At 60.6% G+C, this 21,383-nt stretch carries 18 protein-coding genes, 1 pseudogene and 1 riboswitch; of the genes and pseudogenes, 10 read left to right on the top strand and 9 right to left on the bottom strand.

The features are described 5' to 3' along the window. The first annotated feature begins 48 nt into the window (after nucleotides 1-48). From OHL12_RS01260 to OHL12_RS01270, 3 genes are all read left to right on the top strand, one after another. Complete coding sequence (locus tag OHL12_RS01260) at nucleotides 49-423, top strand: hypothetical protein (protein WP_263412027.1); 375 nt, start codon at nucleotides 49-51, stop codon at nucleotides 421-423. Nucleotides 424-518: 95 nt separating this feature from the next. Further along, nucleotides 519-643, top strand: a riboswitch (SAM riboswitch). 135 nt (nucleotides 644-778) lie between these two features. After that, complete coding sequence (thrC, locus tag OHL12_RS01265) at nucleotides 779-2,074, top strand: threonine synthase (protein WP_263412028.1); 1,296 nt, start codon at nucleotides 779-781, stop codon at nucleotides 2,072-2,074. 25 nt (nucleotides 2,075-2,099) lie between these two features. Then, nucleotides 2,100-2,381 carry a MoaD/ThiS family protein gene (locus OHL12_RS01270; RefSeq protein WP_263412029.1) on the top strand — a complete coding sequence of 94 codons (282 nt, stop codon included), beginning with the start codon at nucleotides 2,100-2,102 and terminating at the stop codon, nucleotides 2,379-2,381. A 68-nt stretch (nucleotides 2,382-2,449) separates the two neighbouring features. Here OHL12_RS01270 and OHL12_RS01275 read toward each other — a convergent pair whose 3' ends face one another. Then, nucleotides 2,450-2,608 (bottom strand): DUF3309 domain-containing protein, encoded by a 159-nt coding sequence (locus OHL12_RS01275; protein ID WP_263412030.1) that lies wholly within the window; start codon nucleotides 2,606-2,608, stop codon nucleotides 2,450-2,452. A gap of 200 nt (nucleotides 2,609-2,808) precedes the next feature. Between OHL12_RS01275 and OHL12_RS01280 the strand changes: the two genes are divergently transcribed. Continuing rightward, nucleotides 2,809-2,952, top strand: coding sequence for a hypothetical protein (locus tag OHL12_RS01280; protein WP_263412031.1), 144 nt, complete (start codon nucleotides 2,809-2,811; stop codon nucleotides 2,950-2,952). A 99-nt stretch (nucleotides 2,953-3,051) separates the two neighbouring features. Here OHL12_RS01280 and lon read toward each other — a convergent pair whose 3' ends face one another. Further along, nucleotides 3,052-5,508, bottom strand: a complete 2,457-nt coding sequence (gene lon / locus OHL12_RS01285; protein ID WP_263412032.1) for an endopeptidase La — start codon at nucleotides 5,506-5,508, stop codon at nucleotides 3,052-3,054. A 164-nt stretch (nucleotides 5,509-5,672) separates the two neighbouring features. Next, nucleotides 5,673-6,950 carry an ATP-dependent Clp protease ATP-binding subunit ClpX gene (gene clpX / locus OHL12_RS01290; protein ID WP_263412033.1) on the bottom strand — a complete coding sequence of 426 codons (1,278 nt, stop codon included), beginning with the start codon at nucleotides 6,948-6,950 and terminating at the stop codon, nucleotides 5,673-5,675. 178 nt (nucleotides 6,951-7,128) lie between these two features. Between clpX and OHL12_RS01295 the strand changes: the two genes are divergently transcribed. Continuing rightward, a complete protein-coding gene (locus tag OHL12_RS01295; protein ID WP_263412034.1) occupies nucleotides 7,129-7,590 on the top strand; it encodes a nuclear transport factor 2 family protein in 462 nt (153 codons plus the stop codon). Between the two features lie 56 nt (nucleotides 7,591-7,646). Here OHL12_RS01295 and clpP read toward each other — a convergent pair. The 3 genes and pseudogenes from clpP to OHL12_RS01310 all read right to left on the bottom strand — a co-directional run. Then, a pseudogene (clpP, locus tag OHL12_RS01300) lies at nucleotides 7,647-8,249 on the bottom strand (ATP-dependent Clp endopeptidase proteolytic subunit ClpP); the annotation flags it as partial. A gap of 23 nt (nucleotides 8,250-8,272) precedes the next feature. After that, the gene (tig, locus tag OHL12_RS01305; protein ID WP_263412035.1) at nucleotides 8,273-9,706 is read right to left on the bottom strand and encodes a trigger factor; all 1,434 of its coding nucleotides are present in this window, start codon (nucleotides 9,704-9,706) and stop codon (nucleotides 8,273-8,275) included. A 163-nt stretch (nucleotides 9,707-9,869) separates the two neighbouring features. Beyond that, complete coding sequence (locus OHL12_RS01310) at nucleotides 9,870-10,991, bottom strand: hypothetical protein (protein WP_263412036.1); 1,122 nt, start codon at nucleotides 10,989-10,991, stop codon at nucleotides 9,870-9,872. Nucleotides 10,992-11,055: 64 nt separating this feature from the next. Between OHL12_RS01310 and OHL12_RS01315 the strand changes: the two genes are divergently transcribed. The 5 genes from OHL12_RS01315 to OHL12_RS01335 all read left to right on the top strand — a co-directional run bounded on the left by OHL12_RS01315 (nucleotide 11,056) and on the right by OHL12_RS01335 (nucleotide 18,097). Then, on the top strand, nucleotides 11,056-11,766 hold the full coding sequence (locus OHL12_RS01315) for a uracil-DNA glycosylase (protein WP_263412037.1): 711 nt from the start codon (nucleotides 11,056-11,058) through the stop codon (nucleotides 11,764-11,766). Nucleotides 11,767-11,869: 103 nt separating this feature from the next. Beyond that, nucleotides 11,870-12,241, top strand: a complete 372-nt coding sequence (locus OHL12_RS01320; protein ID WP_263412038.1) for a YtxH domain-containing protein — start codon at nucleotides 11,870-11,872, stop codon at nucleotides 12,239-12,241. Nucleotides 12,242-12,333: 92 nt separating this feature from the next. Continuing rightward, complete coding sequence (locus OHL12_RS01325; RefSeq protein WP_263412039.1) at nucleotides 12,334-13,683, top strand: TolC family protein; 1,350 nt, start codon at nucleotides 12,334-12,336, stop codon at nucleotides 13,681-13,683. Further along, nucleotides 13,683-14,975, top strand: coding sequence for an efflux RND transporter periplasmic adaptor subunit (locus OHL12_RS01330; protein ID WP_263412040.1), 1,293 nt, complete (start codon nucleotides 13,683-13,685; stop codon nucleotides 14,973-14,975). The genes OHL12_RS01325 and OHL12_RS01330 overlap by 1 nt, the downstream gene beginning before the upstream one ends. Beyond that, nucleotides 14,975-18,097 carry an efflux RND transporter permease subunit gene (locus OHL12_RS01335; protein WP_263412041.1) on the top strand — a complete coding sequence of 1,041 codons (3,123 nt, stop codon included), beginning with the start codon at nucleotides 14,975-14,977 and terminating at the stop codon, nucleotides 18,095-18,097. The genes OHL12_RS01330 and OHL12_RS01335 overlap by 1 nt, the downstream gene beginning before the upstream one ends. Before the next feature lie 50 nt (nucleotides 18,098-18,147). Here OHL12_RS01335 and OHL12_RS01340 read toward each other — a convergent pair whose 3' ends face one another. Genes OHL12_RS01340 through OHL12_RS01350 form a run of 3 tightly spaced genes read right to left on the bottom strand, consistent with a single transcriptional unit; the run spans nucleotide 18,148 to nucleotide 21,285 of the window. Continuing rightward, nucleotides 18,148-19,167, bottom strand: a complete 1,020-nt coding sequence (locus tag OHL12_RS01340) for a YncE family protein (RefSeq protein WP_263412042.1) — start codon at nucleotides 19,165-19,167, stop codon at nucleotides 18,148-18,150. Between the two features lie 49 nt (nucleotides 19,168-19,216). Next, the gene (locus OHL12_RS01345; RefSeq protein WP_263412043.1) at nucleotides 19,217-20,611 is read right to left on the bottom strand and encodes a sensor histidine kinase; all 1,395 of its coding nucleotides are present in this window, start codon (nucleotides 20,609-20,611) and stop codon (nucleotides 19,217-19,219) included. Beyond that, nucleotides 20,608-21,285, bottom strand: a complete 678-nt coding sequence (locus OHL12_RS01350; protein WP_263412044.1) for a response regulator transcription factor — start codon at nucleotides 21,283-21,285, stop codon at nucleotides 20,608-20,610. The genes OHL12_RS01345 and OHL12_RS01350 overlap by 4 nt, the downstream gene beginning before the upstream one ends. Between the last annotated feature and the right edge of the window lie 98 nt (nucleotides 21,286-21,383).

A 21,383-nucleotide genomic window follows, 5' to 3' on the forward strand; every position in this document is an offset into this window, starting at 1 on the left:
CCGTTCGATGCGCTGCCTGAACCTGCAGATTGCGATTAAAGAAGGTCGATGTCTACGCTGCTACAGGACCCCGAACAGAAAGTCATTCTCCACATCTGCACGCGCGAAACTTTGCGGCCCCTTCGCGATCAGATTTTGCGTCTCTCCGGCTTCCAGGTAGATTCCACCCTGGATTGGAAAGAAGGTATGGAGATGTTCTGGAGCCGTCACTATGATCTGGTTCTCATTGACGTTGAAGGGGAACAGCAGGTTCCGAACGCCGAGCACCTCTGCTCGGAAATCAAGACAGCGAACCCTGAGCAATTGGTAGCCTTCGTGTGCAACTGGCGCGTCGCCGTCATGACCGACTGCCCGGATGAGATCCTCCGTACGGAGTTCGACCCACGGCGGTTCGTGAGCGGCGTGAAGAAGATGGTGGAGTAGGCGCGCGACCGCCTGCGCCTTGCACCGGCGCACATCGCGTGATACAAACGATAGCAATCAAGCCTGCGACGGTGTAGCGATCGGCGCGGGTCTGAGTTTCATGAAGAGTGGCTGAGGGACGAGCCCTGCGACGCCACGACAACCGGACGAGCCTTGTACCGGTGTCAACTCTCTCCTGGAGTGCCTCGCAATCCATCGCAGGCGACGGGGAACATGAGATTCGGCAACAAGCACCACGCACGTTTGTGGCATAGCGGTTTGTCCGTCTAATCAGGCTTCCTTCAGCAAACTTCTCTTTGCTGGTCCATCCGAGAGGCGTCGCGTCTTGTACCTTCTTCCACTCGGAAGAGGTTTCATGCAGCCTGCGTGTCGCGCTCCGTTTGAGCTCTATTCCAAAGAGTCAGGGAAGAGCTATGGGAATCAACCCCTCTCGATTTGTGACGAGTCCTTCACGCCCCTCGAGGTCCGGTACGACCTGGACGCAGTCAAGGGACAGGTGACGCGCGCCTCGATCGAAGCAGGTCCCGCAAACATGTGGAGGTACACCTCGCTGCTGCCTATTCCTGAGGGTTTTGAGCCTGACCTGCCGGTCGGTTTCACGCCGCTGGTGAAGGCTAAGAACCTGGGAAAGCGCGTTGGCTCCAACAATCTGTATGTGAAGAACGATGCGGTCTGCTTCCCGACGCTTTCCTTCAAGGATCGCGTCGTTGCTGTCGCGCTCGCGAATGCTCGTCACTTCGGCTTCGAAGTCGTTGGCTGCTCTTCCACCGGCAACCTGGCCAACTCGGTGGCTGCGCAGGCGGCGCGGTTGGGGCTGAAGGCGTGCATCCTGGTTCCGGCCGACCTCGAGCCGGCGAAGATCCTGAATACGCAGGTGTATGGTGCTCGCCTTGTTCGCATTGACGGCAACTACGACCATGTGAACCGCCTGTGCTCGCTGATTGCGGATCAGTACAACTGGGGCTTCGTTAACGTGAACCTGCGCCCCTACTATGCGGAGGGTTCGAAGTCCGTCGGCTTTGAGATTGCTGAACAGCTTGGCTGGCGCCTACCGGACAACGTGGTTGTGCCCATGGCAGGCGGCTCGTTGATTCGCAAGATCAAGAAGGCTTTCGACGAGCTCCTTTACCTGGGCCTGGTTGAAGCCAAGCCGGTCCGCTTTTTTGGCGCGCAAGCCACGGGATGCTCACCCATCTCTACTGCGGTGAAACAAGACACTGAAACGATCACCCCGCAGCGGCCGAACACGATTGCGCGGTCTCTTGCCATTGGCAATCCGGCCGACGGACCCTACGCATCGCGCATGATCCGCGAAGTAGGCGGGTATGCCGAAGACGTGTCCGACGTGGAAGTCGTCGCTGGCATCCAGGAACTCGCGGAGACAGAAGGCATCTTCACGGAGACCGCAGGTGGTGTCACCACTGCCGTAACGGCGCGCCTTTTGGCACAGGGACGCATCGGAACGGATGAACTTACGGTATCCGTCATCACCGGCAACGGCCTGAAGACCACTGACGCGCTTGCTGGTCGCTATGAACTCGGCCGCGCCGTCCGGCCGCGCCTCGGTGATTTCGAGGAGTATCTCGCGGAACTCGATGGTCCCACCGCGGTTGCCCCCGAACTCGAACCGGAACTCATTCCGGCTGACTAACCCGAACCCTGTAAGGAGTTGTACTGTGTCAATCCGTGTCATGCTTCCAGCCGCCTTCGCCCGCCACACTGACGGGACAAAGCAGGTGGACTCGCAAGCGGCTACGCTGCCCGCCCTGGTTGAGGATCTGGGAACGAAGTTCCCGCAACTGGGCTCGCACATCAAGGACGAAGATGGACGTCTTCGCAAGTTCATCAACGTGTACGTCAATGACGAAGACATCCGCTTCCTGGGCGGAGACACTTACCAGTTCCAGGACCGTGATGAAGTGATGTTCATCCCCAGCATCGCCGGTGGCCTGCGCTAGATCCTACCCGCAGTCGGTGGCAAAAGAGCATAAGGGCGGCGGTCGCAATGGCCGCCGCCCAATCACCTTTAGAAGTGCAAACCGCCGTTCAGCAGCAGGATCACCAGAACAATGACCGCGATCAGTCCAAGTCCACCGCTGGGATAGTATCCCCATCCACGGCTGTAGGGAAGGATAGGCGACGTGCCGAACGCAAGCAGCACCAGGATAATCAGGAGAATAAGCACGGGATAGACCTCGCGGACTTTGATAGGCGCACGCTAGCGCCACTGCCGCACTAGATGCCTTCAGGCACGTCTGCCGTTGCTGCCGGCGACGGAGGTGTCCTCGCATGCACATACAACGCTGCACCCCTTGCTACTCTCCAATGAGCAACGCAACCGTTCGCCGCAGTTCGCGCCGGTGCTATGCCGTAAGGAGGCAACGTATGTTTCTTGTGATCGCTGGCGTGCTGTTTCTGGTCTGGATCCTGGGTGAGGTCTTCACTCATGGTGCCAGCCTGCTCATCCACATTCTCGCCATTGTCTGGGTGATCTCGCTGATCGGCGGCCTGTTTACCCGCAAGAGCTGAGAGCAGCAGGTTATGAGCGTCGCTTTTGCAGAGTGACGCACTGCGGCACAACGGCGAACGGCCCGGAGATCCTCCGGGCCGTTCGCCGTTTGGCCTTAGCTACTGGTGCGGCTGGGCCGGTGTGCTCGTGGCGGAGGCCGGCGGAGGCATGCCGGGCAGCTTCGATGCGTCCAACGCCGCAGGCTGCTCTTCCGCAAGCTCCGGGAGCTTGCCGTCCAGCGCAATCTGCAGAACCTCGTCCATCTGTTCCACGAAGTGGAGCTTCATGCTTTCCTTGATCAGTTGAGGAAGATCGGCGTAGTCCTTACGGTTTTCTGCTGGGAGCACCGCTTCAAAGATGCCGGCGCGGTGTGCTGCTAGAAGCTTTTCCTTCAGGCCGCCAATCGGCAACACCTTGCCCCGCAGGGTGATCTCGCCTGTCATCGCGATGTCGCGGCGCACCGGGATCTTCGTCAAGGCGCTGGTCAATGCGGTGGCAAGAGTAATGCCTGCCGAGGGCCCGTCCTTCGGAATCGCACCTTCCGGAACGTGAACGTGAATGTCAAGCTTGGAGTAGAACTCCTTCGGCAGACCAAGGTGCTGCGCCCGCGAACGCACGTAGCTCAATGCCGCCTGCGCAGATTCCTGCATTACGTCGCCTAACTGACCGGTGGTGGTCAGCTTGCCTTTCCCGTCCAGCACCTGAACTTCGGTCTGCAAAATGCTGCCGCCGACTTCCGTCCAGGCCAGGCCGGTGACCAGGCCGATCTCGCTCTTTTCCTGCACCGCCGAGTCACGGAACTTCATGACGCCCAGGAAGTCCGGAACGTTCTCCGCCGTCAGCGTCTCCTTGCCATGCACCTCGGGCTTCTTCTTGTTCGTCGCCTTCACCACGCGGCGCACGACCTTGCGACACACGTTGCCGATCTCGCGCTCCAGGTTGCGCACGCCCGCTTCGCGCGTCCAGCCGCGAATGATCGCCTGCAGGCCCTCGTCGCTAAACTCAAGGTTCTCGGCCGTCAGGCCGGTGCCTTCCAACTGCTTCTTGATCAGGTACTGCTTAGCGATTTCGAGCTTCTCCACCTCGGTATACCCGTGTAGCCGCAGGATTTCCATGCGGTCCTGCAGCGGTCCCGGTATGGTGTGCAGCACGTTGGCGGTGGCGACGAAGAGCACCTGGCTCAGGTCGTACTCCACGTCGAGGTAATGGTCGGTGAAGGTGGCATTCTGCTCCGGGTCGAGCACCTCCAGCAGCGCCGCTGCCGGGTCGCCGCGGAAGTCCGCCGCCATCTTATCGATCTCGTCGAGCATGATCACCGGGTTCTTGGTACCAGCCTTCTTCATCGACTGGATGATCTGGCCTGGCAGGGAACCTATGTAGGTGCGGCGATGGCCGCGAATCTCGGCCTCATCGCGCACACCACCCAGGCTCATCCGCACAAACTTGCGGCCGGTCGCCTTCGCGATGCTCATACCCAAGGACGTTTTGCCGACTCCCGGAGGTCCGACGAAGCAGAGGATCGATCCCTTGGGGTTCTTCACCAATTGCCGTACGGCGAGGAATTCAAGAATGCGGTCCTTGATCTTCTCCAGGCCGTAGTGATCTTCGTTCAGGATGCGCTCGGCATGCTCAATCGAGCGGATATCCTTGGACTTCTTCTTCCACGGCACGGCGAGGAGCCAATCGAGGTAGTTGCGGCTGACTGTCGACTCCGCGGACATCGGCGGCATCGCTTCCAGCTTCTTCAGCTCCTGCTGTGCCTTCTCCAGAACGTCCTTCGGCATACCAGCCGCGTCGATCTTCTTCTTCAGATCGTCCCACTCGCTCTTCTCGCCGCGGCCCAACTCCTTCTGGATGGCCTTGATCTTTTCATTCAGGTAGTACTCTTTTTGCGCGCGCTCCATCTGCCGCTTCACGCGCGACTGGACCGTGCGGTCCACGTTCAGTTTCTCGATCGCAATGTCGAGTACGTCAGCCACCTTGTTCAGGCGGGCCACTGGATCGAAGATGTTCAGCAGTTCCTGCTTCTCTTCGATGGAAAGCTGCAGATTGGCGGCGATGGTGTCGGCCAGCTTGGTCGGATCGTCCGTGCGGGCGGAAGCCACGGCGGTCTCGTAGTTCAAGCTTTGCTGCAGCTTAAGGTGCTGCTCAAACAAGCCCTGCACGCGCTGCATCAACTGCTCTACCTGCGGCGTCATGGTCAGGCTGTTGCGGCCTACTTTCACTGTGGCAACGAAGAAGCCGTCGTCGTCGTTCAGTTCCAGCGTCTTGGCGCGTTCCACGCCTTCCACCAGAACCTTCACGTTCCCGTCCGGCATGCGCACGTTCTGGACGATGTTGCCGATCACGCCGACTTCAAAGATGTCGTCTGCGCTCGGTTCGTCCACGCTGGCGTCGTGCTGGGTGGCGAGGAAGATCTTGCGATCGCCGGTCAGCGCCTCCTCAAGTGCACGCACGCTGGATTCGCGGCCAACCACGAACGGCGTCATCATATGAGGAAAGATCACCATCTCGCGGATGGGCATCATGGGGAGCTTGTAGACTTCGCCGTTCGGCTGCTCGGTAGGCTTGGGCATATCTCCTCATTTAGACGCTCGGATCACCGCGAAGATGCGGTTAGTCGGACGCCATCCGTCGTGATTGTAAACCCGTTGTAACCCTTGCACGTTGGCAACGAACAGCAAAAAAGACCCGCTTAGAAGCGGGCCTTTTTGCTGTTATGCACAGAACGTTCAGGCGGTTAGCTTGCTTTTTCCAGCATCACCTGGGGAATGGTGATGTTCCGCTTCCGCACCATTTCCGCTGTTACTTCGAGTTCTTTGATCTTCTTGTTGGTCGGAATGGTGTACATCAGGTCCAGCATCAGCTCTTCCAGGATCATCCGAAGCCCGCGAGCGCCCACTTTGCGCTGCAATGCCTCATGCGCTACCGCCTGAGCTGCCTCTGGCGTGAAGGTGACGCGAACACCCTCGAACTCGAACAGCTTTGCGTACTGCTTCAGGATGGCGTTCCGGGGGCGGGTCAGGATATCGATCAGCGCCGCTTCATCCAGTTCGTCCAGGATTCCCAGAACGGGAAGACGGCCCACAAATTCAGGGATCAAGCCGTACTTCAGAAGATCCTGGGGTTCTGCCTGGCGCAGCAGCTCCGTGTCGCGTTGCGGCCGGATGGGGGTGACTTCTGGTTCGCCCATCCCTGAGGTCTTGAAACCAAGAGCTTTCTTGCCCACGCGCCGGCCGATCACGCGTTCCAAACCTACAAAGGCTCCACCGCAGATGAACAGAATGTTCGTCGTGTCCACCATGGTGAGTTCCTGGTGCGGGTGCTTGCGGCCGCCCTGCGGCGGAACGTTGGCGACGGTGCCTTCCAGGAGCTTGAGCAGTGCCTGCTGAACGCCTTCACCGCTTACATCGCGGGTGATGGAGGGGTTCTCGTCCTTGCGGCCAATCTTGTCGATTTCATCGATGTAGATAATGCCGGTCTGGGCACGCGCCACATCTCCCTCGGCGGCCTGCAACAGCTTCAGCAGAATGTTTTCGACGTCCTCGCCCACGTACCCGGCTTCGGTCAGCGTGGTGGCGTCTACGATGGCGAACGGGACATCCAGCATCTTCGCCAGGGTCTGGGCCATCAGCGTCTTGCCGCTGCCGGTCGGGCCGACCAGCAGAATGTTGGACTTGGCAAGTTCCACGTCGTTGCCGCGCTGGCGGTTCATCTGAATGCGCTTGTAGTGGTTGTAAACCGCAACCGCCAGCTTCTTCTTCGTCGTCTCCTGGCCGATTACGTATTCGTCCAGAAACGCCTTTACTTCGTGCGGCTTGGGCAGGTGTGCCGGCGCGGCGCCGGGGCTCGTCTCACTCCGGTCGTCCTCGAGGATGCTGTTGCACACAGCAACGCACTCGTCGCAGATGTAAGCGCGGGGGTAGTCCGAAGGCGAGGAGATCAGTTTAGCGACGGCCTCCTGCGTCTTATGGCAGAACGAGCAACGCAGCGAGTCGTCAGAACCTTTGGTCTTCATAAAGGAAGAGGCAGCTCCACAAAGCGGGCCAGAGGCGATGCGACCGCTCGCACAAGTCTACAACGGCCGGCAGGGGACTTGGCGCTCGGAAGTAGTCTGACGCGTCTCTGCGTACCCGAGTTTCCACATGTGATCCGAAGCACACCTGCAATACTGCGTGCGGAGGAGTCGATTCATCATGCGAGTTGGTATAGCGGCGTTACTGCTAGTCGCCGCGAGCGTCGCTCCAATGGCGAAGGCACAGGCAAGCCCAGAGGCAGAAGTGAAGACGCTGGTGCAGCGCTTTTTCGCGGCAGAGAAGGCGTATGACGCAGACGCACTAGCGAAACTGGTCGACCCACAATATTTCGAGATCTCGCCCGCAGGGGAACTGGACGAGCACGATCGCTTTCTCGGGTTCTACGCCCCCGAAAAGAAAACTGCATGGCCTCCCATGACTGTGAGCGAAGAAAAGGTCCGCGTGTTCAGCGACGTCGCCGTGGAAACGCTAAAGACCTCCTACGAGATGCCAGACGGGAATGGTGGAACTCGCACCCGCGCCATTCGCGCCCTCTTCGTCGCTCACCGGGAAAGCACCGGCTGGAAGCTGATCAGTGCGCAGTACACCGGAATCCGGCCAGCTCCGTCCTCCGGCAAATAAAAGGAAAACGGATGCGCCAAGCGCATCCGTTTTCCTCTCTTCAGTTTCCGTCGTGCTTAGGCGCGAGGACGGGTGATGATGTCGTCGATTAGGCCGTATTCCTTGGCCTGCTCGGAACCCATGGTGAAGTCGCGGTCGGTGTCCTTCTCAACCTGATCGAACGTCTGGCCGGTGTGCTGCGCCATGATGCGGTTCATCCGTTCACGCAGGCGGAGAATCTCGCGCGCGTGAATGTCGATTTCCGTAGCCTGGCCCTGGATACCTCCGCCCATGATAAGGGGCTGGTGGATCAGGATGCGCGAGTTCGGCAGGGCAAAGCGCTTGCCCTTCTTGCCCGCCATCAGCAGAAAGGCTCCCATGCTGGCCGCCTGGCCGATGCACAGAGTCGACACATCATTCTTGATGTACTGCATCGTGTCATAAATCGCCAGACCGGCCGAGACCGAACCACCCGGAGAGTTAATGTACAGCTGGATGTCCTTCTCCGGATCCTCGCCGGAAAGGAACAGGAGCTGCGCGATGATCAGGTTGGCGACGTTGTCATCAATCGGTGTTCCCAGAAAGATGATGTTGTCGCGCAGCAGACGGCTGTAGATGTCGTAGGAACGCTCACCTCGGCTCGTCTGCTCGAGCACCATTGGAATTAGACCCATACTCTCCTCGTTTTCTTCACGCGTACCGGTTAGGCGATCTTGTCATAGAGCACTGTCGCAGTGGCCTCGCGGCGCATCTGCTCGCGCATGCGCTGGATGCTGCCATCCTGCTGCATACGCTCGCGCAATTGCTCGTACGGCTGCCGGCTCTGGATCGACATCATCATCAGCTCGCGCTGCAGATCCTCTTCCTTCACCTCGATATTTTCCTTCGCTGCGATCGTGTCCAGAAGCAGCGAAGCTTTGACTTCCTTGACAGCCTCATCGCGCTGCGCGTCCCGCAGGCGGACGAAGTCAAGCTGCCGCATCTGGTCTTCCGTCATGCCCTGCTGTGCCAGTGCGCGCAGGCCGCGGTCCAGGCGAACGTCGATCTGCTGCTGGACGAAGCTTTCGGGAACAGGGAAGTTGAAGCGCTCGACAATCGCGTCGACCAGCTTGCTCTTGGCTTCCTGGTCGGCCCCGCTCTGCTTGCGCTTGGTGGCGCGATCGCGCAGGTCGGCTTCGAACGCCTCGAAGCTGTCGAACTCGCCCAACTGCTTGGCGAACTCCGCATCGCGCTCCGGCAGCACCTTTTTCTTGATGGCGCTGACCTTCACTTCGTAGTTCACGGTCTGCCCGGCAAGGCGCAGATCGCCGAAATCCTTGGGATACTCGACTTCGATCTCGAACTCCTGGCCGACCTTCTTGCCACGCAGCGCTTCGTTGAAGGCGGGCAGCGTGTTTGCGCCGCCGATCTCCACCAGCACGTCCTCGCCCTGAACGTCTTCGGTGCGTTCCGCGATGCTGGGATCAGGCGTGCCGCCGTCGGTCTCACGGCGCTTGCCGGTGAACTGGATCTCCGCCCAGTCGCCGTCCTGCAGCTCACGGTCTTCCTCAACGGTCTCAATCGTGGCGTAGGACTCCAGCATGCGGTCCAGCTCAGCCTTGTACTCGGCGTCGTCCAGCGTGGTCGTCGGCTTCTCGACGCGCACGTCCTCGTAGCCCGTCACGTCAATCTGTGGAGCTACTTCGAACTCGGCGCGAAAGCGCAGCGGCTGGCCGTCAAACAGGTTCAGCTCGGTCACCTGGGGCTGGCTGATCGGCTGCAGGTTCTGCTCTTCGACTGCGGCGCGGAAGCGGTCGTTGACCAGCGCTTCCATCACTTCCTGGCGCAGTTCGCGTGCAAAGCGATTGCGCACCGTGATCTCAGGCACCTTGCCGGGACGGAAACCGGGCAAGCGAGCCTGCTTCTGGTAGCGCTTGACGATCTTCGCGTAGGTCTTGCTGACCGCGTCGGCCGGCGCTTCGACAAAGATCTCGCGGCGCAGCTCAGGGTTCAGAGTGGGACCGTGCGAGTGGCCGGCGTGATCGTGGTCGTGCTGGTGCGTAGGCGCTTCGGTTTGCGCAGCGTTCGTTTCAGGGGCATTGTCTTGCGCCTCGGCTACGGCCGGGGTTGCGCTGGTTTCCAGGACTTCGTCTGTCAAAGTGGGAGCCTTTTCTCAGGAACTTCGCCGTGTGGTTGGCGCGGAGGTCTGATCCGCCGACGGCTCCTGTTATGGTACGAACCTTCATCCGCAGGGTCAAACCGGCGGTCGCGCCGGTTGTGGAGTGTCGCAGGCGACCGCTCGCCAGTGTGCTCCTTGCGCGTCAGTGAGCGCTGTCCGGTCCCAGCGGGCTTTTCACCGCAAGCACCTCCATCCGGAGATGCCACTGCATCGTTTGCCCGGGCCGCAGGGTCTGGTCCTGCTGCTCCGCTTCGCTGCTGCTGTCCATGCTGCTGACGCCGAGCAGAAGAGTGTGCGACGCCGGGTCGTTCACAGCGTGAACGCTGCGCAAGCTGTCCCCAAGCCCCAGGATGCGGAGGTAGAACCTGTCTCCATTCTGGAGCCGAATGTACGTTCCGTCGCTGAGATAATCGTGTCCCAGGAGCGTAAAGTGCAGGTCAAACGGAGCTTCCCCGAGTGCGTCGCCCCCCTCGGCAGCGAACTTTCCGTTCGGGCCGGTAGCGGACGATCCTGGAAGCTTGCCCGGCGCCGTGTGGGACGGCACATAGAGCCGTGCCTGGTTTCCGCCAATCGCAGAAAGCGCGAATCGCGGGTTCCACTCAAAGGCGACAAATCGGCCTTCCTCGGAGTGGTTGGTCGCGCGTGCGACCATGTCGATCTGCCGTCCCGAAAGCGTAATCTCCACCGTCGCGGAGACACCGCTCCGGCTGTTCGAAGATCCAAAGTTTCCCGCAGCCTGCCCACCGTCTACCAGAGTCTGATTCTTGGCGTCAGTCGCAGGGCTCAGCCCGATCAGGTCTTCGTCCCCAGCCGGCTTCTCCCGCAGATGGTGAGTGCTGATCCTCAGATGGAACGGTGCGCTCGTCACCCGGTCGGGCGGCATCTGGGCGGCGTCGCTCACTGGAACCGACGCCAGCAGATCCTGCACGGATTGCTCCGGCACGGCCAGCGATGCCTGTAGCAGTTGCATACCGATGCCCGGAAGTACAGTGGCGCTCACGAACTCCGGTTCTGCATCGTTCACCAGGGCCACCCGCGACAGCAGGATCGCTTCCTGCCCGCCTGGCATTGGGGCAGACGTCGTCTGCGGTATCTCTGGCGTGGTGAGCTGGTGGAACTTGGCCCGCTGATGCGCATGCCAGAGCAGGCCGAAGCCGAGCAGAAGCAGAGCGATCACCATCGCGGTTGCCCATCCCGAACGCCCAAAGGTCCAGGACCGGTGCGCACGGTGGCCGTCGTTTCCTCGCCTTCGGATGGGTCCCATGCCTGTGCTCTCTGCGGCTCCGTCGGCGGCGCCAGCGACGTCCCCACAGTAGCATGGTGAGAGAATGCCAGCCCCAAGCCGCGCGTCCATCCAGCTTGCCCTGGACGTTATCGCGGGAAACATCGTCACCTGTGAACGCTGCCCTCGGTTACGGGAGTACTGCACGGCTCTCGGCCAGACGAAACGTCGGGCGTATCTGGACTGGAAGTACTGGGCGCGGCCTGTACCCGGCTTCGGAGATCCCGCTGCACGCGTGGTGATCGTGGGCCTGGCTCCGGGAGCGCATGGTGCAAACCGCACAGGGCGTCCCTTTACCGGCGACGGCGCGGGTAACTTCATGTACCCGGTCCTGTACGACACCGGATTTGCAACGCAACCGCAGGCGACCTCCGCGCAGGACGGTCTGCGGCTCCGCAACATCCGGATCGTTTCCGTCTGCCGGTGCGCTCCGCCCGCGGACAAGCCCACACCGCAGGAACAGGCCAACTGCTCTGTCCATCTTTCTTCTGAACTTGCCGTGCTCCGCCGCGTCCGCGTGATCGTCGCACTGGGTCGTATCGGGTTTGATGGCTACCTTCGTCATCTGCAGCGGACGGGGGTCATCGAACGGCCGTCCGTGTACAACTTCGGCCACGGCGTGGAGCACACGATGCCTAACGGGACCGTGGTGCTGTGCAGCTACCATCCCTCGCTGCGCAATACCAACACAGGGCGGCTCGATCGCGCTCAGTTCACGCGGATCTTCATGCGAGCGCGGGAGCTCGCCGGGCTCTAGCTTCAGCCTGCAGTCAACAGATCCACCTCAGTTGCAACCTGACGATTGTCCGGGGAATCACAGCAAACGGCAGCCCCGCGCTGCACGGGATCGGAGACTTGTTATGAGCGCAAAGAGCATTTGGATTGCATTCGGAATCGGGGCTGCTGCTGGTGCAGCCGTTGCTTTGCTGTACGCTCCGCAGTCGGGCGATCGCACGCGCAAGAAGCTGGGTAAGGTTTATGACAACGCGACCGACTACCTGGAAGACGCCAGCGACTACCTGAAGGACCAGGCCGAGCGCGTTGCGAAGCAGTCGAAGAAGCTGTACGGCGACAGCGTGGACTCTGCGTCCGATGCTCTTGACTCGGCGGCAGACACCTACGGTGATGTTTCCGACAAGCTCGCAGATGCGTTTAGCACGGCAAAGGACAAGGCGTCCGACTTCGGCAGCTACACTGCAGCCTACGGCAAGAAGATTCGCTCCATGGTGTAGTGCCTGAACCAGGAGCCTTAGTGTTGCTGAGCGGCACCGCGCCTGTGCTCTTAAGCATTGTTTAAGGTAGGCCTGGTTAGCATCGACGGCAGATGTATTGGAAGAATAACGAGCGATTGAGGCTCACCGTAGCAGGCTTGTCATTGCTCGCCTCCTTCGCAGGCGGGCAAACTGCCGTTTCCACAACAGCCGCGCCAGAACTGACGCTCGAACAGGCGATCGTTCGAGCAATGGCGAACGAACCAGCCTTTGCTGCGGCACGAGCCGACCGCGACGTCTCCCGCCTGGAGCGTACCAACGCAAGGACGGCAGTCCTGCCGACGGCCACGTATCACAACCAGGCGATCTATACCCAACCGAATGGAGTTCCGGCCAGCCGTATCGGCCAGGTGACCGACGCCCCTTCACCAGTTTTCATCGCCAATAACGCAGTCCGGGAGTACGCGAGCCAAGGTGTGTTCAACGAGACGCTGGGCCTTGGGCAGATCGCAGCGATCCGGCTTGCGGACGCGAACGCCGCGCGAGCAGAAGCGGAATTGGAGATTGCGCGACGAGGTCTGGTCAGCACCGTGGTGTCTCTCTACTACGGCGTGGGTGCCGGTGGCAGCAAGCTGGATATTGCCAGGGAAGCACTCGCCGAAGCGGACCACTTCGTGGAGACGACGCAGAAGCGTGAGGCGCAACGCGAGGTTGCTCACGCCGATGTGTTGAAAGCGCAGCTCACACAACAACAACGGCAGCGTGAGTTACTGGATGCTGAGGTTGCCGCACAGAAGGCACGTCTCGAACTCGCGGTTCTCCTCTACCCGGACCCATCCACGCCTTTCACGCTGACCGCTGCGGCAGCGCCCCCGATGCTGCCCGAGAGAAGCAGCGTGGAAGAGCTTGCCCGGAAAAACAACCCGGAAGTTCGCAGTGCTGCAGCGTCGCTGCTGGGCAGCCAGGCGGACACGCTCTCCTCCCAATCGGCTCTGCTGCCAGAGCTGAATCTGAACTTCACTTACGGTATCGACGCGACGAACTTCGGAGTGAACGGTCCGGACGGCATTCGGAATCTTGGCTACGCCATGAGTGCTCAAGTGGATATCCCGGTTTGGGACTGGCTTTCAACGGAGCGAAAGATCAAGATTTCCAGGATCCGGGAAAAGGCTGCGAAGGCAGTGCTTACGACGGCACAGCGGCGCGCGGTAGCGAGCTTGCAAGAGTTCTATGCAGAGGCCGCAGCTGCGAATAAGCAGCTTGCCTCTCTGGACGCCAGCGTGACCACCGCACGCGAAAGTCTCCGACTCACGGAACTGCGATACATCAACGGGGAGAGCACCGTGCTGGAAGTTGTGGACGCACAGAATACGTTGAGTTCGGCCGAGAACGCCAGGATCGACGGAAACGTTCGGTACCAGCTCGCCTTGGCAAACCTGCAGACGCTTACGGGTACCTTCTAATGCGCACACCTACCACACGCCTGTTGTCGACTGCTGGAGTTCTGGCTTTTGCCCTCCTATCCGTTTCGGGCTGCAAAAAGAAGGAACAGGAAGCGCCGGATCCGGCGGTAACTGTGCAGGTAGCCCAGCCCACGCGAGGAGATATCTCAGAAGAGATCACTGCAGACGCTCTGCTTGCACCTCTGTCTCAGGCGGCGATCTCCCCGCGCATCAGTGCACCGATTCGTGCCGAGTACGTGCAACGCGGCGCACACGTTCGCCGCGGTCAACTGCTGGTCACCCTGGAGGACCGCGATTTGCAGGGCAGCGCTCTCGATAGCAGGGGAGCAGTGCTGTCAGCGGAAGCAAACTACACCGCTATGACGCAGGCGACCGTGCCGGAAGAAGTGACCAAGGCACAGGCTGACGCGACGCAGTTGAAGACGGCTCTGGAAGTGGCTCACAGAACAACGGTGGAGCGCCAGAACCTTTTCAAGCAGGGGGCTATCTCGGGCCGAGACGTCGACACCGCTGTAGCCGCTGAAGCACAAGCAAAGGCCGCGTACGAGACAGCGCAGGTCCACGCCGTGAACGTTGCACGGACGACCCGTAAGACGGACGCACAGACGGCGCAAGGTCAACTCACGTCCGCAAAGGGGCGTCTGGTCAACGCGCAAGCGCAAGCCAGTTACGCCAACCTGCACAGCCCGATCAACGGTGTGGTGACAGACAGACCGATGTTCCCCGGCGAAACTGCGGCAGCGGGAACGCCGATCATCACCGTCATGGATACGTCATCGCTTCTGGCCAAGCTGCACTTGGCCCAGGCAGCCGCGCAGAAGCTGTCGCTGGGAAAGAAAGCTGAGGTCCACGTTCCAGGTGTGGACGACGCAGTAGAAGCCACGGTGTCTTTCATCGGTCCCGCGCTCGATCCTGGATCGACAACCGTTGAGGTCTGGCTCAAGCTTACGAACGCTGATGGACGGCTCAAGGTTGGGACTCCGGTACACGTCGTGCTTTCCGGCACCACGGTCCCATACGCATTGCAGGTGCCTGCGAAGGCCATCGTCCCGGGCAAGGAAAGTGGTTCGGCAGTAATGGTCGCGGGAGCCGATGGGGCCGCGCACCGCAAAGCTGTGACTCTCGGCATTCGTACCGCGGATGCGGTGCAGATACTCTCTGGCATTGCGCCCACCGATAACGTCATCACCGATGGCGGCTACGGTCTGGATGACGGCACCAAGATCAAGATCGGTAAGCCGGGCGATGATGACGATGCGAAATCTGGCGACGACGGCAAGGATAAGGATTGATGGCGCCGAACACGCTCTCCTCAGCGCCGAAGCCCGAAGCAGACTACTGGCTGCTGCGCTCTGTCCGTGTCGTTCTATTTGCGGCCGTGGCACTGATGCTCGCGGGCATCTACGCCTTCTACAGAACGCCCATTGCGGTTTTCCCGGAAACCAACTTTCCCCGCGTCGTCATTGGGGTCGATAACGGCGTAACCCCGATCGAACAGATGCAGGTGACCGTCACAAAGCCTATTGAGGACGCCGTGAACAGCGTTCCTGGGCTGGCGACGGTCCGTTCGACCACAAGCCGAGGCTCTGCTGAAGTCAGCCTGTTCTTCAACTGGTCGGTGGACATGTTCCGCACGCAGCAGTTGGTCGACGCGGCTTTGAGCAAGGTGCAGCAGTCTCTGCCCGCAACAGCCAAGCTGAGCACGACGCGCCTGACCTTTGCGACATTCCCGATTCTCGGCTACAGCCTTACTTCGAACCGGATGTCACAAACTGAGCTCTGGGAACTGGCAACCTACACGCTGAAGCCACCTTTGAACCGCGTCGATGGCGTGAGCACCGTAACGATCCAGGGTGGCCAGGTGCCGGAGTATCACGTGGTTCCGAACCTCGCGAAGCTTCAGGCCGCGGGCGTGACGATCCTTGACCTGACCAACGCCATCCAGAACTCCAACATCATCGACTCGCCCGGCCTGTATGAGCAGGATCATCAACTGGTGCTTGGCTTGGTTGGTGCGCAAGCGCACGACCTTCCGTCCCTGCAGCAGCTTGCCGTAAAGACCACGGCGGGTGGCGCTCCCGTGCGCGTGGGTGATGTCGCTGCTGTCGTCCCAGCAGCGATGCCGGTGTACACCGATGTACGCGCGGACGGTAGGCCAGCGGTGCTCCTGAACATCGCACGCCAGCCAAGTAGCAACACTGTCGCTGTTGCGGATGGCGTGGCTGCGGAGATCGCCCAGCTTCGCAAAGACTTGCCGAACGACGTGCGTCTGGAGCCTTTCTACGACCAGTCGCAAATCGTGCGGGAGAGCATTCGTAGCGTGCGCGACGCCATCCTTATCGGTCTGGTGCTGGCGTGCATCATTCTTCTCCTGTTTCTGAAGGACTGGCGTTCCTCGCTGATCGCTGGCCTTGTCATACCGGTCACGGTCTCTGCGACGGTGTTGGTGCTCTGGCTTATCGGGCAGAGCTTCAACCTGATGACGTTGGGAGGCCTGGCCGCGGCAATCGGCCTGGTGATTGACGACGCAATCGTCGTTGTCGAAAACATTGTGCTGCACCGTGAAGCAGGGGAGTCACGCACCGCTGCAGTGGCAAAAGCTCTGCATGAGATATCGCGACCGCTCATCGGCTCCACGATCACACCGGTGGTCGTCTTCCTTCCGCTGATCGCCGTCACAGGTGTGACGGGCAGCTTCTTTCGCGCGCTTGCCGTGACGATGACCGCAGCGTTGCTCACCTCTCTTCTGCTCGCAGTGACGTTTACACCGGGACTCGCCCTGCTGCTGCTTGGCGAGAGCCGCGGCGCAGAAGGTTCGAAGGCGAGCGCACATAGTGACGGAGGCCGTGTGCTCGGCCGGATTCACGCGTGGCACCGAAGCGCGCTCCAGTGGTCGTTGACACGGCCGCTTTGGCTGGCTTTGCTTTGCCTCCTCCTGGCCGTAGGCACCTTCTTCACGTATCGAAGTCTCGGCTCCGACCTTCTGCCAGAGATGGACGAGGGTGGTTTCATCCTGGACTATGTCATGCCAGCCGGAAGCTCGCTGGCCTCCACCGGCGCAGTGCTCGACCATGTCGAAAAGATCCTGAAGAGGACGCCGGAGGTGGAAAGCACCAGCCGCCGTACTGGTCTGCAGATGGGCTTTGCGGCCGTGACTGAGGCCAATACGGGTGACATCAGCGTCCGCTTAAAAGACAACCGCAGCCGCGGCATCGACGAGGTGATCGCGGACGTCCGCGCAAAGATCAAGAGGACCGAACCGGAACTGGACGTCGAGTTTACGCAGGTGTTGCAGGACAACATCGGCGACCTGTCGAACGCGCCAGAGCCGATTCAGATCAAGCTTTTCGCTACGGATCCCGCGCTGCTGGCTGACTTGGGTCCACGCGTTGGAACAGAGATCGGTAAGGTGCCGGGCGTGGTCGACGTAGAGAACGGCGTCGACAATACCATCAGCGGTCCCGCTACGTCGTTCCAGGTTGATCCACAACTTGCCGCCCGCCTGGGCTTTACACCCACAGAAATCGCGGAGGACGCGACCTCCATCCTCGATGGCGTCACGGTCAACGATCCGTTGATCGCGAACGGCCGTCCCTACACGATCCGCGTGCGGCTGGGCCCCGAGACGAGGCAGAACCTGGAGACCATTCGCAACACGGTCTTCAACTCCAGCACAGGTCGCACAGCTTCGCTGGAATCGCTCAGCAACATCACCGAGCTTCCCCCACAGAATGAGATTCGCCGTGAGAATCTTCAGCGGCTGGTCACGGTCACGGCTCGGCTGGAAGGAACGGATCTTGGATCGGCGGTGAAGCAGGTCCAGGCCCGCGTGCAGGCAATGCACCTGCCGCCGAACGTACGTGTGGAGTATGGCGGCACGTACCAGGAACAGCAGAAGTCGTTTTCGGAACTCCTGCGGGTGCTGCTCCTCGCGCTCATCCTGGTGTTCGGTGTTCTGCTTGCGGAGTTTCGGAACTTTGCGGCTCCGCTCGCCATCCTGGCTTCTTCCGTGCTTTCCATTGCCGGCGTCGTCGCTGCTCTCTTGCTTACAGGAACGACGTTCAACGTGGCCTCGTTCATGGGCCTCATTATGGTCATCGGCATCGTCGCGAAAAACGGCATTTTGCTGCTGGATGCCGATGAGCGTTTTCGTGCAGAAGGTGCAGATGCTCGGCAAGCCATGACCATGGCGGCGGAGCGGCGCCTCCGACCAATCCTGATGACCGCGCTCGCGGCCGTCACCGGCATGCTGCCGCTGGCTCTCGCATTGGGGGCCGGCTCACAAATGCTCCAGCCCTTGGCGATCGCGGTTATAGGCGGACTGACCATATCGATGCTGCTCAGCCTGGTAGTCACCCCCGCAATCTACTTCTTCCTTACGCGGAATCACGAGCCTTCCGCCGCGCGAGCCTGACCCAAACAGAAGCGCCCGCCTATGGCGGGCGCTTCTTCGTTCGTAATCGCTTACTTGCGTCCGATGACGAGCACCTGAAAGGTGTCGGGTAGGATCGCCGGTCTAGGCCTTGGGTTGGCAGCGGTTGCGGCTGGTCTTGCGCCCATTTCGGCAGACACGACATAGGCACGATCGGCTGCCTCGTCATACGCCATGGTGCGTGCGCCCTTCATGGTGGGCAGGGATTCGATCGTCTTGAACCCTGAGCTCGTGTCCACCACTGTCAGCACGCCGTCGCCGGAGGACGCGAAAGCAAGCTGGTGCTTCGGGTCAAACGCTGCCGCGTCCGGTCCATCCCCAATAGCGGCGGTGCCAACCTGCTTGCCGGTCTTCGTATCTACCACCGCCATCTTCTTCTCATCACAGACCGCAAACAGTTGGCTGTGAGCGCGGTCGATCGCAAGACCCGATGGAGATTCGCAGTTGCTCAGCTTCCAGGTCGCGGTGAGCGCCTTCGTCCGGCTATCCAGTGCCACGATGCTGTTCTTGTCTTCAATGTTGGCGAAGACATGGCCCTGTCCGTCCGGCTGTGGAAACTCGGGTTTGCCCGGTAGAGCGATCGTCGCGATCACACTGCGACTGGCCGTGTCGATCACCGTCACGTTGTTGCTTCGGCCATTGAAAGCCCAGACGGTCTTAGTCACCGGCTCAAAGGTGATCCCGTCTGGATTGGTTCCGGCGGGAATGGTTGCGACCGTCGCCAGGGTCTTGCGGTCGAACACCACGACTGCGTTGGCACCACCGTCGCTGATGTAGCCAAACTGCCCCGCGTCATCCAGAGCGACACCGTGCGTGCCTTTCAGACCCGAGATTGCGCCGACAGCAGCGCCCGTCTGAGTATCCAGCACCTCGACTCTCGAGTTATGCGTCACGTATAGCCGGTGCGCTGCGGAGTCCGCGAGCAGGTAGTCCCATCCGCCCGTACCGCCAATCTTCCAGTGGTCGAGTACCTGGTAGGGTTGTTGCGCGGGAGCGCTTTGCAGCCCGAACGCCACGGCAACAGCAAGGGAGCCAAATCGAAGTCGGTTCATGGTTTCCTCAGGCTCCGAGGGGAGCGGAAACTAGTATCCGGCCGTCACCTTAAGCGGTTATGAAGGTCACGTGCATCGTCGTTCCCACGCCCGGTGTACTTTCCACTCGGATGCTGCCCCCCGCCGATTCCACAATGGACTTCGCGATAGCAAGGCCCAATCCCGTGCCTCCTGTCTCCCGGGAGCGCGATCGATCCTCCCGGTAGAAACGCTCGAAGACGTAGGGAAGAGCCTCCGGTGATATCCCGGAGCCACCATCGGCCACACTCAACTGGACTGATTGAGCAGTGCTTTGAACGACCGAGATAACAATCCCAGGCGATGTTGCTGTGCTGTGTTGAAGTGCATTCATCAGCAGGTTGGAAAGGAGCGTCTCTGCCGCATCCTGGCGCATGCGAACACGCGTGCCCGACTTAGCCACCACCTCTACAGTCACCTGCCGTTGATCCGCTACGGGCTTCACCAACTGCACCACACGGGTCACGGCGTCTGCGAGATCGATGGTGGGAAGATCAGGCTCCCGAGCTTCCTCAACGCGCGCTAATTCGAGCATCTGCGCGATCAGAGTCTCCAGCCTTTCCACGTCATCCACCACTTCTTTGAGCCCCGCCTCATACTCCATTTCGGACCGGCGCCTCAGTAGCAACAACTGCGCCGACGAGCGGATGACCGCTACTGCGGTCTTAAGCTCATGTGCGGCATCACTGACGAATTGATGTTCCCGTGCAAACGAAGCGCGAACTCGGCCGATGGAATCGTTGAGGACCTGTGTGAGCGGACGAAGTTCGCTGAGCTCCATTGCAGAGGCCGGCGGATCGAAGGGAAAGGCCGGCGCATGGATCTCGCCTGCGGCGGAAGCGAGGTCTGCCAGTGGCCGCAACGTTCGACGAAGCAGCGGCGGAAGCGCAAACGCCATAGCTCCGGTCGCAAGCAGGATCGTCACGATATAGAAGCTCGTGGCCTCAAACACCTCGTGACGCAGATGCCCTTCCGGCACGGCATAGACCAGCGTTACGGGACGGCGCAGACCCACCCCACCGTATTCGGCGCGATCGATCACGCGAACGGCATCTCGCTGGAAGACACGGTATTTCTCATGCTGCAAGCTAACCTCTCTAAAGCCTGCTTCTTCGCGCACGATGAGTGTGGGCGGAGCGCCCGGAGAGGAGCCCAGCAACCGGCCACCCTGGTTGTAGACCGCGAATATGTCGCGCGGAGGAAGCTTCAGCTCCGCTGGATCGATTGTCACGCTGGCGTCCACGTCCTCCGCGTCCTGTACGGCGCCCAACAGGGAATCGGCCCTGCCTTCGACCTGGACGTCAAGGGCGTGCACGCGCGTGTGGAACTCGTGCAGGAGAGCAGCAGAAGACAACACGGCCGCGCACAGCAGTTGGGCAGCAATCGCCGCAACTACAGCTCGCTTGATAAGGGAATTGCCCTTCAAGGAGCCTCCGCCAATCGATACCCCCGGCCACGGAGGGTTTGCAGCAAATCCACGTTGGCAGCAATGCGTAGCTTCTTGCGCAGATTGGAGACGTGCGCTTCCACGACGTTGGAATGGTGCTCCCAGGTGAAGTCATAGAGGTGTTCCAGCAACTCACGCTTTGAGATCACAGCGCGCGGCCGAAACATTAGGTATTCAAGAATGCGGTACTCCGTAGGCGACAGATCGACTCGGCTCCCATTGACCTGGACGGTCTGTTCGCTCGTATGGAGCTGCACTACACCAAAACGCAGGGCTGGTTCACTGGCGCCCTTACCGCGTCGGATCAGCGCACCCGCGCGGGCGATCAGCTCCCCAAGATCGAAGGGCTTGGTCATGTAATCATCGGCACCGAGATTGAGCAGATCGATGGTCTTGCCCACCTCTGTCCTCGCGGTTAGGACCAGGATCGGGCTGGTATGACGCGCCGCCCGCATCCGGCGTACGACCTCGTCTCCACTTACCTTCGGGATCATCAGGTCCAGAACGACCAGGTCGTACAGGTTCGAGCCGCATAGCTGCACTGCATCGGCTCCGTCGTGCGCAACATCCACGGCATAGCCTGGACCTTCCCGCAAAGCTCGTGCAACATTCTCTGCCAGTCGAACCTCGTCATCGACAACCAGGACCCGCATATCGCCTCCACCACTATTCTCCCCCGCTTCGCACAAATGCCGAAGCGATTCAGCGAAGCGTCCGCAAGGTCTGTGCAGTTGTGAAAAGAACCGGGCGC

Source organism: Terriglobus aquaticus, assembly GCF_025685415.1.
Taxonomy (GTDB): Bacteria; Acidobacteriota; Terriglobia; order Terriglobales; family Acidobacteriaceae; genus Terriglobus; species Terriglobus aquaticus.